The following is a 12,922-nucleotide window of genomic DNA, read 5'->3' on the forward strand; positions in this document are numbered from 1 at the left end:
GGCGAGCGCCCGCCCGGGAATTCGAGCATTCGGACGGGCACACCGCGCAATTCACTGGCTACCAATGCGATCAGTCCCCAGTACCGGCGGGCCATTCCGAGCTCAGCTGCGGGTGGGCTTCCAAATGACTGAGTCCGTTCCAGCAGAGGTTCACCAAATGCGCCGCCACAACCTCTTTCGACGGTTCGCGCTCGTCCAACCACCAGGTCGCGGCGGTCGAGACCATGCCAACCAATGCCTGCGCGTACAAACCGGTCAGACTGGTATCGAAACCGCGGCGCTCGAAATCGCCGCCGAGAATATGCGCGACCTGGTTGGTGGCCTCGTTCAGCAGGCTCGAGTAGCGACCCTCCGCAGTGGCTGCGGGCTGGTCGCGCACCAGGATTCGGAAGCCGTCGGTGCGTTCCTCGATATAGGTCAGCAGTGCCAGCGCGACCCGTTCGAGCCGGATCCGGGACCGGTTCTGGGTGAGCGAGGAGGTGATCATGTCCAGCAGCATCGACATCTCGCGGTCCACGACCACCGCGTAGAGCCCCTCCTTGCCGCCGAAGTGTTCGTACACCACGGGTTTGGAGACCTGGGCCCGCTGTGCGATCTCCTCGATCGAGGTCGCGTCGTAGCCACGCTCGGCGAACAATGCGCGACCGATCTCGATCAACTGCTGCCGCCGCTGAGTTCCGGTCATCCGCGGCCGGGAGACCTTGGGCGGCTCACCCGAAGACACCGTCCCGCCTCCTCGCGCATGCCAATAGTCGTCGGCCCCAACTGTTCCAGACAGCTCCGGCTCCCCTGTCGTCACCCCCGTCTGGGGAGCATTCGCCCAGATAACGCGATCGGTGTGCAGAGATCGCGGTGACGGGTACCCCCTAATTCGCCGAAGCAGTTCGACTAACCGGAGGTCTTCATGCGAGGATTCATGCCGTGCCGCTGGCACAGCGGCGGATTTCGCAGATCCGCCGGTGTGACAATCCGCCGTAGTGTAATGGCAGCACCTCTGATTTTGGTTCAGATAGTTCAGGTTCGAGTCCTGGCGGCGGAGCACATCGGCACGATGGCTTATCGTTGGCCGCGCACATCGCTGAACAAGCACGACGACAGCGCTGACCAAGCACGACGACAGCCCCAAGCACGATGACAGGCAGCCGAGGGAGATCCATGCCACAGCAGACCGCCGTCGTCGTTCTCGCAGCCGGTGCCGGGACGCGAATGCGGTCTAAGACTCCTAAGGTGCTGCATTCGCTGGCCGGTCGAAGCATGCTCGCGCACGCGCTGCATGCGGCCAACGAGATCGACCCCGCGTTCCTCATCACCGTGGTAGGACACGATCGGGAACAAGTCGGCGCCGCGGTCGCCGCCGTCGCCGCCGACCTCGGCCGCGACATCGGCACCGCCATCCAGGAAGAACAGCTCGGAACCGGCCACGCGGTGCAGTGCGCGCTCGCGGCGGTTCCCGAAGATTTCACCGGTGACCTGCTGGTCACCTCCGCCGACGTGCCGCTGCTCGACGGGCACACACTGTCCGCGCTGCTCGACGAGCACCGCAGCTACGCCGAACGCTCCGCGGTCACCGTGCTGACCTTCGTACCGGACGATCCGAACGGCTACGGCCGCATCGTCCGCGACGCCGACGGGCAGGTCACCGAAATCGTCGAACATGCCGACGCTACCCCGGCGCAATCGGCGATCACCGAGGTCAACTCGGGTGTCTACGCCTTCGACGCGACCGTGCTGCGCACCATGATCGGACGCCTGTCCACCGCCAACGCCCAGCACGAGCTGTACCTGACCGATGTGCTGCGGCTGGCCCGCGAGGCCGGACATCCCGTGCACGGCGCACGGCTGCTCGATTCGGCCAAGGTCACCGGCGTCAACGACCGGGTGCAGATGTCGCAGGCAGCGCGCACCCTCAACCGCTACATTCTCGAACGGCATATGCGCGCCGGGGTCACGATCATCGATCCCGCGACCACCTGGGTGGACGCGAGCGTGAAAATCGCCAGGGATGCCGAAATCCGGCCGGGTGTGCAATTGCTCGGCGGCACCGTCATCGGTGAGGACGCGGTGATCGGACCGGATTCCACGCTCACCGATGTCATCGTCGGCACCGGCGCGCACGTTGTCCGCACCCATGGTGATCAGGCCGTGATCGGTCCCGGCGCGAATATCGGGCCGTTCAGCTATCTGCGCCCGGGCACCGTTGTCGGCGATTCCGGCAAGCTCGGCGCATTCGTCGAAACCAAGAACGCATCGATCGGCGCGCACTCCAAAGTGCCGCACCTCACTTATGTCGGCGATGCCACCATCGGCGAACACAGCAACATCGGCGCCTCCAGTGTTTTCGTCAATTACGACGGTGTGAAAAAGCATCACACCGTGGTCGGCTCGCACGTGCGGACCGGCAGCGACACCATGTTCGTCGCACCGGTGACGGTGGGTGACGGCGCGTATACGGCGGCAGGTACTGTGCTGCGTAGAAGCGTTCCGCCGGGGGCACTCGCGGTTTCAGGTGGGCCACAGAAAAACATTGAGGGCTGGGTGCAGCGCAACCGTCCGGGGACGGACGCGGCACGGGCGGCGGCGGAAGCCATCGCGAGCAAAGAGATGTCGGGTCAGGCAATCGAGCAAAAGGATGGCAAACAGCAGTGACCGCGTCATGGATCGACAACCAGAAGAACCTGATGCTCTTCTCGGGACGCGCCCATCCTGAGCTGGCCGAGCAGGTGGCCAAGGAACTCGACGTCCACGTCACCCCGCAGACCGCGCGCGATTTCGCCAACGGCGAGATCTTCGTCCGGTTCGAGGAGTCCGTGCGCGGCTCGGATGCCTTTGTGCTGCAGAGCTTTCCGGCTCCGCTGAACCAGTGGCTGATGGAACAGCTGATCATGATCGACGCGCTCAAGCGCGGGTCGGCCAAGCGGATCACCGCGGTGCTGCCGTTCTACCCGTACGCCCGTCAGGACAAGAAGCACCGCGGCCGCGAGCCCATCTCCGCCCGCCTGGTCGCCGATCTGCTCAAGACCGCGGGCGCGGACCGCATCATCACCGTCGATCTGCACACCGATCAGATCCAGGGCTTCTTCGACGGTCCGGTCGATCACATGCACGCGCAACTGCAGCTGGCCGAGTACGTGCGCAACAACTACAGCCTCGAGCACATCACCGTGGTCTCGCCCGATTCCGGTCGCGTGCGCGTCGCGGAGAAGTGGGCCGACTCGCTGGGCGGCTCGCCGCTGGCGTTCATCCACAAGACCCGCGACCCGCTGGTGCCGAACCAGATCAAGGCAAACCGCGTGGTCGGTGAGGTCGAGGGCCGCACCTGCATCCTGATCGACGACATGATCGACACCGGTGGCACCATCGCGGGCGCGGTCAAGGTGCTCGAGGCGGCGGGCGCCGGTGATGTGGTCATCGCGGCGACGCACGGCGTGCTGAGCGATCCGGCCGCCGAGCGCCTGGCCACCTGTGGCGCCAAGGAGGTCGTGGTCACCAATACCCTGCCGATCAGCGAGGAGAAAAAGTTCCCGCAGCTGACCGTGCTTTCGATCGCGCCGCTGCTGGCACGCACGATCCGCGAGGTCTTCGAGAACGGTTCGGTCACCGGCCTCTTCAACGGCAACGCCTAGACCGCACACTTCGTCGCGGCCCGGATTCGGATCCGGGCCGCGACGTTTCTGTTTGTGAGCCCGACTGCGGCGTGGTACCCATGGCGGATAAGGATCACCAACAGGGGGCGTGGCATGTCGGATTCGGAACCGCATATCAATCTCGGTAAGGCGCAGAACACACCGCCTGCCGAACCGCCGCAGGACAATGTGGACGCGACCAAGGTCTGGTCGCCGCAGCCGGGCAGCGATCCGGCACCGACTTATCAACCGGGACAACAGTTCTCGCCGGAAACCGCCGCACCATATACTCCGCCCGCCGGTTATCAGCAGCCCACTGCCTACCCGCCGCCCCCGTATCCGCCGAGCTACCCGCAAGCCGGTCCGTACGTCGGACCACCCGGCTATTCGCAAGCGCCCGGTGCTTACCCCGGTTATCCGTATCAGCCCTACATACCGCCACGGCAATCCGAGGTTCCGATCTTCTCGATCATCAGCTTCTCGTGTCTGGCGGCGACCGTACTGTCGGTGGTGATGTTCTGCGGGCTGCCGATCGTGGTCACCGGACCGGCGGGCATCGTCCTCGGCATCATCGGCCACAACAAGGGCGAATCGCTGGGCAAGTGGGCGGCAATCGCCAATGGCGCGGTGCTGGCGATCGCGGTCATCCTGGTGATCGCCTTCGTCGGGTTCATCGGAGGCTTCAGCTGAGCGGTTTCGCACGCCTCGGATCCCGTTTGCCGCCGACGTCGAGGGGGATACTGGGGGTATGGACCGAGACCCGCTTGATATGGACATGGGGGACGACGACCAGGAAGACGAGATCCGCGCATACCGGCGAAATGTCGAGGATCCGCCCAAAGACCTGCGCATTCGCTATCACGAAAACGAGGATGACGGCCGACTCGGCATCGGCGATGAACTCCAGCAGGAGTGGACCCGTCATCGCAAGGCCGCCGAACTCGCCGAAGAGGACGAACGCTCGGCCGAGGTCGCCGCGATCGAGATCGTCGACGATTCCGACCTATAGCCCGCTCCCCACCGACAGGAGAGTTCGATGAGCACGCCGCAGCAGGGATCCGAGCGAGGCGATGCGTCGCCCGAGAAACCGGTCGGCGAATCCGAGCCGGTCGAATCCTCGGATACGGACACTCCGGCCGCCAGCGGACCGTGGGAGTCGGAGCCGGTCGAACCTGCCGCGCAGACACCGCCCCAGCGGGCGGCCGCCGAAACCGCACCAGATCTGGTCGTACAACCGTCGCCGCCGGAGTCGGAGCAACAGGAACCGTGGAATGACACGGCCGCGGCACGCTACGACCAGGATCGGCCCGGCACCGTCTATCCGCCGATCACCGACGCCACCCCGCAAACCCCAGAGGGCGGCTATCCCGCCTACCCCGAACGCCCCGACATGACGCCGGAGCCGCGATCGGGATCGCAGACCCTGTCGATTATCGGCTTCGTCTGTGCGGGCATCTCATTGCTGTTCTGCCCCTACCTATTCGGCCCGGTCGGCATCGTCCTCGGCATCATCGGCCACAAAAAGGGCGAATCCCTCGGCAAATGGGCTGCCATCGCATCCGCCATTTCCCTGGTCATCGGCCTCATCCTCGTCTACGCCGTATTCAGCGGCAGCATGATCCCGGACTCCGAATGACGGTGGGTAAGGCTAGCGTGATCGGCATGAGTCGATTCGGTGGGTTCCCACTCGCGGGGCTGGACTTTTACGAAGATCTGGAAGCCGATAATTCGAAGGCATTCTGGACCGCGCACAAGGATGTCTACGAGGAGTCGGTCAAGGCGCCGATGGTCGCGCTGACCGCGGAATTGGAGGCGGACTTCGGAACCGCCAAGATTTTCCGGCCGTACCGGGATGTGCGCTTCGCCAAGGACAAGGCGCCCTACAAGACGGCGCAGGGCGCGGTGGTCAGCGTGGCTCCGGGTACGGGCTGGTATGTGCAGATCAGTGCGGCCGGACTCTTCGTCGGCGGCGGATTCTACGCGGGCTCCCCCGCCCAGATCGCCCAGTTGCGCGCCACCATCGATGACGAGGTCCGCGGCCCGGAGCTGGAGGCCATCCTGGCCAAGCTCACCAAGGCCGGATTCACCATCGGCGGCGAGCAGCTGAAGACCAGGCCGAAGGGTTACGACGCCGACCATCCGCGCATCGATCTGCTGCGGCACAAATCGCTGACCTGCAGTAAGGAATACGGCGCGCCCGCCTGGTTGGATAAACCCCGCGCCGCGAAGGAGGTCCGCACCGCCTGGGAGACGATGCGGCCCTTCATCGAATGGTTGGGCGCGGTGGTCAGTGGTGCGCCCGCTCGCGCTTAACGGCGGGCGGCGAGGACCAGGGCGAAGCGGTCGTCCGGATCGGTCCAGACCTGTTCGGTCTCGAATCCGGCGGCGGCCAGTTCGGCGTCGAGTCCGTCGATGCGGAATTTGGCCGAGATCTCGGTGCGCATCTGCTCGCCGCGCGCGAACTGGACGGTGAGGTCCAGTTCGCGGACCGTCACGGTCATATCCTCGGTGGCCTCCAGGCGCATTTCGATCCACTCGTGTTCGGTATCCCAGATGGCGACGTGCTCGAACTTATCCGGCTCGAAATCGGCGTCGAGGCGACCGTTCAAGACATGCAATACATTTCGGTTGAATTCGGCGGTGACACCGGCCGCGTCGTCATAGGCGGGCACCAGTACGGCCGGATCGATGACCAGGCCCGCGCCGAGCAGCAGCTGCTCACCTGGCTCGAGCACCTCGTGGATGCTGGACAGGAATTCGGCCCGCTCGGCGGGAACGAGATTGCCGATGGTGCCGCCGAGGAAGGCGATCATCCGGCGCCCGCCACCCGGCAGATTGTGCAGGGTGTCGGTGAAATCGCTGACCACGCCATGCACCGCGAGGCCGGGAAACTCCGCCGCGATCTGCTCGGCGGCGGCCCGCAGCGCCGAGGACGAGACATCCTGCGGAACATAGGTTTTCAGCGGTCCCTCGGCGGTCAGCGCGGAGAGCAGCAGCCGGGTCTTGGCGGCCGAGCCCGACCCTAGTTCGACCAGGACCTGCGCCTGCGCGGTGCGGGCGATCTCGCCGACGACCCGCTCCAGCAACGCGCGTTCGGTGCGGGTCGGGTAGTACTCGGGCAGTTCGGTGATCTGCTCGAACAGTTCACTGCCTCGGGCGTCGTAGAACCACTTGGGCGGCAACCACTTCGGGTCGGCGGTGAGGCCGAGCCCGGCATCCGTGCGCAACGCCGAGGTGAGGTCGTCTTCGGATAGATGGATCTCCAGCGTCGGTGCGGTCATAGCAGTGAGCCTTTCGTGCTTGGAACGTCGAGGAGGGGGGTGACGGACAACGCGCCGGGACGTGCGCTGACCAGCTGGCGATCCGGAATCGGCTGCCAGCGCGGGTCATCGTCGAAGGGTTCCGAGGACAGGATGGCGAAATCCTCGGTGACCAGGGCGGATAGCGAGTGGTAGACGGTGGTCGCCCACAGCTGCTTGCCGTCACCGAGCAGGAAGTTCAGTCGGGCGCCCGGTGCCTGGGCCAGTACGGCCGCGACCAGCAGACTCAATGCCGCCGGTGCCGCCGCCCACGAACCGTCGGGAGTGTCGGTCGAGAGCAGACTGCGCAGCAGCACCCAGAGCGTCGCCGAATCGGTCGCGGATTCGGCCTCCAGCAATCGCACCGAGTCGAACAGTTGGTCCGCGCCCAGTTCGGTTGCGGTGGAGCCGAATTCGTCGGCGACCGCGCTGAGCGCCCGCCGCCAGTCGGGCACCACGCCGTTATGGCTGAATGCCCACCGACCGTGTGTGAAGGGTGCACAGGCAGTCCGCTCGACCGGCATGCCTATGGTCGCCGAGCGCACCGCCGCCACTACCGCCCACGACTCCAGTTGCGGCAGTACCTCTTCCACCGCGGGATCGGTCCAGATGGGTGCGCAGTTGCGATACCGGCTGACGGTAACGCCATCCTGGTCACGCCACCAGGCCACCCCGAACCCATCCGCATTGATCGTCCCGCCCCCGCGCATATCCTTGGGCGCCCACGCCTGAGTCCGCAGGGAATGCGAACCGAGCGTCAACATGTCGCCCACGCGTACCGATGGGCCGACGTACCCGAGTTGACGGCACATCAGCGCCCACCTCCGCCGAGCACACGCCGGGCCGGTTGTGGCACTGCGGCCGACTGCCCGCCGATCGGATTCGGCGCGGCCACCGTCGATACCCTCACTCGCCCTCGCCTTTTCGCAGGTCGCGGGCCAGGCGGAAGCCGGAGAAGATCTGGCGGCGGATGGGATGGTCCCAGTTGCGGAAGGTGCTGCGGCAGGCGACCGGGTCGGTGCCGAAGGAGCCGCCGCGCAGAACTCGGTAGTCGCCGCCGAAGAACACATCGGAGTATTCGGCGTACGGGAAGGCCCGGAAGCCCGGATAAGCCTCGAACCCCGATGCGGTCCATTCCCAAACGTCGCCGATGAGCTGGTGCACACCGGCCGGGGAGGCACCGGCCGGATACGCACCGACCTCGGCGGGTTCCAGGTGCCGCTGACCGAGATTCGCGGTGCTGGAATCGGGTTCGGTATCGCCCCACGGATAGCGGCGGGATGCGCCGGTCTCCGGATCGAAGCGCGCCGCCTTCTCCCATTCGGCCTCGGTGGGCAGGCGCTTGCCAGCCCAGTTGGCGTATGCCTCGGCCTCGAACCAGCAGACGTGCACCACCGGCTGCTGCGCACGCACCGGCGTCATCACGCCGAATCCCCGACGCCACCAGTGCCCGGCCGGATCGCACTCCCAGAACTGCGGTGCCACCAGGTCGGCCTGCTGTCGGTGCGCCCAACCGCGCTCGGACCACAGCTCGGGCCGCTGGTAGCCGCCGTCGGCGATGAAGGCCTGGTATTGCGCATTGGTGATCGGTGCGACGTCGATGGCGAAGGCGGGCACGTGCACCGGATGCGCCGGGCGCTCATTGTCCAGTGCCCATGGGTCGGTCGAGGTACCCATGACGAATTCGCCTGCGGGAATGACGACTTCGCCACCGACCGGAGCCGTCGCCGATGGCGCGTCGGGTGCGGAGAGCACGGCGGGACCGGTGCGCAACTGATGGGTGGCGAGCATGGTTTCGTCGTGCTGCTGCTCGTGCTGAGCGATCATGCCGAATGCGAAACCGCCGTCGACCAGCGGGTCACCGCGTAAAGCGTTGGTTTCCAATACATCCCATACCTTGTCGCGCACGGCGCCGACATAGCCGCGGGCCTGGGTGGGATTGAGCAGCGGCAGTTCGGGGCGATTGGCGCGAGCGTGTTTGAAGGCGTCGTACAGCTCGTCGATATCGGCGCGCACCGCTTCGCGGCGGCCGACATCGCGGACCAGCCAGAGCTCTTCCTGATTGCCGATATGGGCGAGATCCCAGACGAGCGGGCTCATCAGTCGCGAATGCTGGGCGACCAGCTCTGCTTCGTCGAGGGTGGTGAGGCCGGTGGTGCGATCCCTTGCGCGGGTGAGCACTTCGGCGATCCGGTCACGCAATTGTTCGGTGCCGGAATTATCCGTTGCGGGGTGCTGAATGGTCACGATGGGTATCTCCCGAACTCGTTCTGGTCGGCGACTCGCGGCTGCGGCGCCGCGGTCACGGATGGTCCTCGGGCTGATCCGCACTGCGCGAAACGAGTTCATCGGTCGGGGTGCGACCGCTGCGACATCGTTCGGCCGCGGATTCGATCTCGCGCGCGGCCGCCGGACTCGTCGCATGTGCTGCGGCCAGTTCCAGCAATTCGACCGCGACAGAACGGATCTCCGGATCGGCCAGCCCGCAGCGCGCCGCATCGAGCCAGCGGCCCGCGAGTGGCGCGGCGAGCGCCGTCGCCTCTGCGACGACCGCGGGGGAAGACAGCAGGGCATCGAAGACATGGATCGGGACGGTCCAGTCGTTATCGGGTTGAGCGTCCAGATAGCGGACCTCGAGGTGTCCGGCAGCACGCACCGGCGGGAACAGCGTGGTCAGGTGATAGTCGAGATCGCCGACATCGGGCCGTCGGCCGATCTCGTCGTCCAGCGCACCGGACAACCAGTCCGCGAAGGTCGCCTCGGGCGGCGCTGACCAACCGACATCGCTGCCATTGCCGGATACGCCATCGGGGCGGCGAACGCACAGCAGCGGGACATCCAGGGCCCAGCGCGCGTAGCCGGTGACCGGATCCGGCCAGGACTCCACCGCGGGACGGGTGCGTGCGTGATCGAGACGCAACCAGGTGCGCATGCGCTGGGATGCCCACGCGCCCACCGGCGCGCCGTGCAACTCGGGTGAGCAGGCGAAGGCGGCCAATAGCGCGGGACCGATCGCGTATAGCGCGTTCCACCGGGCGGTGACCTCGGCACGGTCCGCACCGGCATCGACGCTGACCTGCGTCGCGGCGGTATTGCACATCATCAATTTGCCGAACGGGCCGATACCGCCGAAAGACTGTTCCATGGCGCGATAGCGCGGTAACCGCAGCACCCGTTTCGGGCGGCGATCCGCATCGGCGGCGGCGGAAACGGTGCGGATGGATCGGGATTCGAGCAGATCCCGCAGCATCCGAGCATCGGCGTGCAAACCCTCGCACAACTGCGCGGCAGCGGCGAACGGGGCGCTGGAGAGTTCGATCTGACCGCCGGGTTCGAGGGTGACCCGGCTGCCCCCTGGCAACGGAAGTGCCGGTGAATCGGGGGCGATGGACCGCGGCGCATAGGGTCCGAGTGCATCTGCGAGTGCAGCCAGTTGCGGGCGGGGGGCGGCCAATCGGCCGGACGACGAACACTCACCCTGCACGGTGAGCCACTCCAGTTCGGCGCCGATGAGCGTCGGTGGCCCCAGCTTGAAGCAGATTTTTTCGAGATAGGCCTCGGCCGCGGCCCGTGAGGACAGCTCGCCGTGCGCAAGCGCTATCACCCGCTCCGGATGTTCGAGCGTGACCGCCATACCAACCTCCACCGTGTGAAACCGGGTAACCGTAGCTATTGCTGTGTATGCGCTGCCGGTCGTTGTTCGGATAGTTCTGTATCGCCATCGATGCCGGTCGTATTCCAGTGCAACGACCCAAACCAGCGTAGCGAGGGGCACCGACAAGAAATGTGACAAGAATCTGAATTCGTGGTCATGCACAGCGGTGACTCGCGCAGCACGGCCCGGGACCTGCGTCGACTCGTGCGACGGCCCAATGCGCCGATTTCGGCGATACTGTCGATGCCATGCTCGACGAGAATCGCGTACGTGCCGACACACCGGGCTACGACACCGGGTCCGATCTGGTCTTCCTCGACAGCGCGGGCTCATCGTTACCGCCCCGAGTCGTCGTCGATACCGTTGTGGCGCATCTGCGACGCGAGGCCGAAATCGGCGGCTACCGCGCGGCAAACGAGCGACTCGGCGATCTCGCCGCGGTGAAAACCGATATCGGCCAGCTCATCAATGCCGATCCGGCCAGCATCGCGCTCAGCGATAGCGCGACCCGCGCCTGGGCCGACTTCTTCTATTCGGTCCCACTCGCACCCGGCGACCGCATCCTCATCTCCGGCGCCGACTATGCGAGCAATGCCATTGCGGCGCTACAGCGGGCCAGGGCGACCGGTGCGGTGGTCGAACAGATTCCCAGCGACGGCAGCGGACAGATCGACCTCGACGCGCTCGCCGATATGGTCGACGAACGGGTCAAGTTGGTGTCGGTGCTGCACGCCCCGACCAATGGCGGTCTGGTCAACCCGGCCGCCGACGCCACCAGGATCGCGCATTCGGTCGGCGCGCTGGTGCTGCTCGATGCCTGTCAGTCGGCCGGACAGCTGCCGATCGATGTCGCCGAACTCGATGTCGACGCGCTCTCGGTCACCGGCCGCAAATGGCTGCGCGGGCCGCGCGGCACCGGATTCCTCTATGTGCGGCCGGAATTGGCCGCCTCGATGGAGCCGCAGCGGCTGGACCTGCACAGTGCGCAGTGGACCGGCCCGCAGGAATTCGACCTCGTGCCCGACGCGAGTCGCTTCGAGTTCTGGGAGTGCGATGTCGCGGCGCGACTGGGTCTCGGTGCGGCTGTGCGCTATCTGCTCGAGCTCGGCCCGGAGGATGTCTACGAAGCGATCGCGGTCCGCGCGGAACATCTGCGCAAGTCACTGCCGGAGATCGACGGGGTCACCGTGCGCGACATCGGGATCCGGCACAGCGGCATCGTTTCCTTCACCGTCGACGGGAAATCCGCCGTCGAGGTGCGCGACCGCCTTGCGGCACAGAATATTACGGTGACGGCCAGCCATGCCAGCTCTACGCTGCTGGATATGACCGCCCGTGGCCTGGATTCGGTGGTGCGCGCCTCGCCGCACTGCTTTGTGAGTTTCGAGGAGCTGGACCGGTTCGTCGGCGCGGTCGCGGCGCTGTAGATGTCACCCCGCGAACTGGTCGTCCTCGGCACCGCGAGTCAGGTTCCGACCAAGCAGCGCAACCACAATGGATATCTGCTGCGCTGGGGTGCGGAAGGCATTCTCTTCGATCCGGGCGAAGGCACGCAGCGGCAGATGACGCACGCGGGCGTGTCGGTCACCGATATCACCCGGATCGCGGTGACGCATTTCCACGGCGACCACTGCCTCGGACTACCCGGAATCATTCAGCGGATCAATCTGGACAAGGTCGCCCATCCGGTCGACGTGTACTACCCCGCCTCGGGCGAGGTGTTCTTCGACCGGCTGAGCAATGCCAGCTCGTTCTATCGCACCGTCGAGCTCCGGCCGCATCCGATCGCCGATTCCGGTGTCATGGACGCACCCGGCGCACCGTTCGTCCTCGAAGCGGTCGCGCTATCGCATCCGGTCGACACCTTCGGCTATCGGCTCACCGAACCGAGCGGCGTGCGCATCCTGCCGGAGCGGCTCGCCGCATTCGGCCTGCACGGCCCGGCGGTCGGACAACTGCAGCGCACGGGCGGTATCGAATTCGACGGGCGCGCAATAACACTGGCCGATGTCAGCGAGCCGAGGCCCGGTCAGAGCTTCGCATTCGTGATGGACACCCGGCTGTGTCCAGGCGTGCTATCGCTCGCATCCGGCGTGGACATGTTGGTGATCGAGGCGACCTTCCTGGACACCGATGCCCAGCTCGCCGAGGAATACGGCCACCTGACCGCGGGCCAAGCCGCCCGCGTCGCCGCCGAAGCCGGTGTCCGCACCCTGGTCCTGACCCACTTCTCCCAGCGCTACCGCGACCTCGACACCCACCTAGCCGAAGCGGCGAAGTACTTCACCGGCGAGATCGCCATCGCCACGGACCTGGCGCGAATCCCCCTCCCGCCCCGCCACTGA

General features: G+C 66.1%; 13 protein-coding genes and 1 tRNA gene. 9 read left to right on the forward strand and 5 right to left on the reverse strand.

Annotation, left to right across the window (positions count from 1 at the left end; translation table 11 throughout):
• Window positions 1-70: 70 nt before the first annotated feature.
• Entirely contained in the window at window positions 71-685 is a 615-nt protein-coding gene (locus tag NA5_RS15695; RefSeq protein WP_062986430.1) for a TetR/AcrR family transcriptional regulator, read from the reverse strand.
• Between the two features lie 283 nt (window positions 686-968).
• Here NA5_RS15695 and NA5_RS15700 point away from each other — a divergent pair.
• From NA5_RS15700 to NA5_RS15730, 7 genes are all read left to right on the forward strand, one after another.
• Window positions 969-1,039, forward strand: a tRNA-Gln gene (locus NA5_RS15700).
• 116 nt (window positions 1,040-1,155) lie between these two features.
• Entirely contained in the window at window positions 1,156-2,646 is a 1,491-nt protein-coding gene (gene glmU / locus NA5_RS15705) for a bifunctional UDP-N-acetylglucosamine diphosphorylase/glucosamine-1-phosphate N-acetyltransferase GlmU (protein ID WP_062986432.1), read from the forward strand.
• Complete coding sequence (locus NA5_RS15710) at window positions 2,643-3,623, forward strand: ribose-phosphate diphosphokinase (RefSeq protein ID WP_062986434.1); 981 nt, start codon at window positions 2,643-2,645, stop codon at window positions 3,621-3,623. Before glmU ends, NA5_RS15710 begins: the two co-directional genes overlap by 4 nt.
• A 114-nt stretch (window positions 3,624-3,737) precedes the next feature.
• Window positions 3,738-4,313: a hypothetical protein gene (locus tag NA5_RS15715; protein WP_062986436.1), complete on the forward strand. Its 576-nt coding sequence runs from the start codon at window positions 3,738-3,740 to the stop codon at window positions 4,311-4,313.
• A 58-nt stretch (window positions 4,314-4,371) separates the two neighbouring features.
• Entirely contained in the window at window positions 4,372-4,632 is a 261-nt protein-coding gene (locus tag NA5_RS15720; RefSeq protein WP_062986438.1) for a hypothetical protein, read from the forward strand.
• A 27-nt stretch (window positions 4,633-4,659) separates the two neighbouring features.
• Complete coding sequence (locus NA5_RS39280; RefSeq protein WP_062986440.1) at window positions 4,660-5,259, forward strand: DUF4190 domain-containing protein; 600 nt, start codon at window positions 4,660-4,662, stop codon at window positions 5,257-5,259.
• Between the two features lie 26 nt (window positions 5,260-5,285).
• Window positions 5,286-5,936, forward strand: a complete 651-nt coding sequence (locus NA5_RS15730; protein ID WP_062986442.1) for a DUF2461 domain-containing protein — start codon at window positions 5,286-5,288, stop codon at window positions 5,934-5,936.
• Here the strand turns inward: NA5_RS15730 and egtD are convergent.
• The 4 genes from egtD to egtA all read right to left on the reverse strand — a co-directional run bounded on the left by egtD (window position 5,933) and on the right by egtA (window position 10,556).
• Complete coding sequence (gene egtD / locus NA5_RS15735; RefSeq protein ID WP_062986444.1) at window positions 5,933-6,904, reverse strand: L-histidine N(alpha)-methyltransferase; 972 nt, start codon at window positions 6,902-6,904, stop codon at window positions 5,933-5,935. The genes NA5_RS15730 and egtD overlap by 4 nt on opposite strands.
• Entirely contained in the window at window positions 6,901-7,734 is an 834-nt protein-coding gene (egtC, locus tag NA5_RS15740; protein ID WP_062986446.1) for an ergothioneine biosynthesis protein EgtC, read from the reverse strand. Before egtC ends, egtD begins: the two co-directional genes overlap by 4 nt.
• Before the next feature lie 94 nt (window positions 7,735-7,828).
• Window positions 7,829-9,169 (reverse strand): ergothioneine biosynthesis protein EgtB, encoded by a 1,341-nt coding sequence (gene egtB, locus NA5_RS15745; RefSeq protein WP_062986448.1) that lies wholly within the window; start codon window positions 9,167-9,169, stop codon window positions 7,829-7,831.
• Window positions 9,170-9,224: 55 nt separating this feature from the next.
• Window positions 9,225-10,556: an ergothioneine biosynthesis glutamate--cysteine ligase EgtA gene (gene egtA / locus NA5_RS15750; RefSeq protein WP_062986450.1), complete on the reverse strand. Its 1,332-nt coding sequence runs from the start codon at window positions 10,554-10,556 to the stop codon at window positions 9,225-9,227.
• Between the two features lie 269 nt (window positions 10,557-10,825).
• On the opposite strand from egtA, the gene NA5_RS15755 reads away from it, so the two are divergent.
• Together NA5_RS15755 and NA5_RS15760 are read left to right on the forward strand one after the other, a co-directional pair.
• A complete protein-coding gene (locus tag NA5_RS15755) occupies window positions 10,826-12,004 on the forward strand; it encodes an aminotransferase class V-fold PLP-dependent enzyme (protein ID WP_062986451.1) in 1,179 nt (392 codons plus the stop codon).
• Window positions 12,005-12,922 carry a ribonuclease Z gene (locus NA5_RS15760; RefSeq protein ID WP_062986452.1) on the forward strand — a complete coding sequence of 306 codons (918 nt, stop codon included), beginning with the start codon at window positions 12,005-12,007 and terminating at the stop codon, window positions 12,920-12,922.

The organism is Nocardia anaemiae NBRC 100462 (assembly GCF_001612725.1).
Classification (GTDB): domain Bacteria; phylum Actinomycetota; class Actinomycetes; order Mycobacteriales; family Mycobacteriaceae; genus Nocardia; species Nocardia anaemiae.

Coding starts and splice junctions, on each gene's coding strand:
- NA5_RS15730 (WP_062986442.1), top strand. CDS start 5,286: ATGAGTCGATTCGGTGGGTTCCCACTCGCGGGGCTGGACTTTTACGAA.
- NA5_RS15755 (WP_062986451.1), top strand. CDS start 10,826: ATGCTCGACGAGAATCGCGTACGTGCCGACACACCGGGCTACGACACC.
- NA5_RS15760 (WP_062986452.1), top strand. CDS start 12,005: ATGTCACCCCGCGAACTGGTCGTCCTCGGCACCGCGAGTCAGGTTCCG.
- egtA (WP_062986450.1), bottom strand. CDS start 10,556: ATGGCGGTCACGCTCGAACATCCGGAGCGGGTGATAGCGCTTGCGCAC.
- NA5_RS15715 (WP_062986436.1), top strand. CDS start 3,738: ATGTCGGATTCGGAACCGCATATCAATCTCGGTAAGGCGCAGAACACA.
- NA5_RS15720 (WP_062986438.1), top strand. CDS start 4,372: ATGGACCGAGACCCGCTTGATATGGACATGGGGGACGACGACCAGGAA.
- egtD (WP_062986444.1), bottom strand. CDS start 6,904: ATGACCGCACCGACGCTGGAGATCCATCTATCCGAAGACGACCTCACC.
- NA5_RS15695 (WP_062986430.1), bottom strand. CDS start 685: ATGACCGGAACTCAGCGGCGGCAGCAGTTGATCGAGATCGGTCGCGCA.
- NA5_RS39280 (WP_062986440.1), top strand. CDS start 4,660: ATGAGCACGCCGCAGCAGGGATCCGAGCGAGGCGATGCGTCGCCCGAG.
- egtC (WP_062986446.1), bottom strand. CDS start 7,734: ATGTGCCGTCAACTCGGGTACGTCGGCCCATCGGTACGCGTGGGCGAC.
- glmU (WP_062986432.1), top strand. CDS start 1,156: ATGCCACAGCAGACCGCCGTCGTCGTTCTCGCAGCCGGTGCCGGGACG.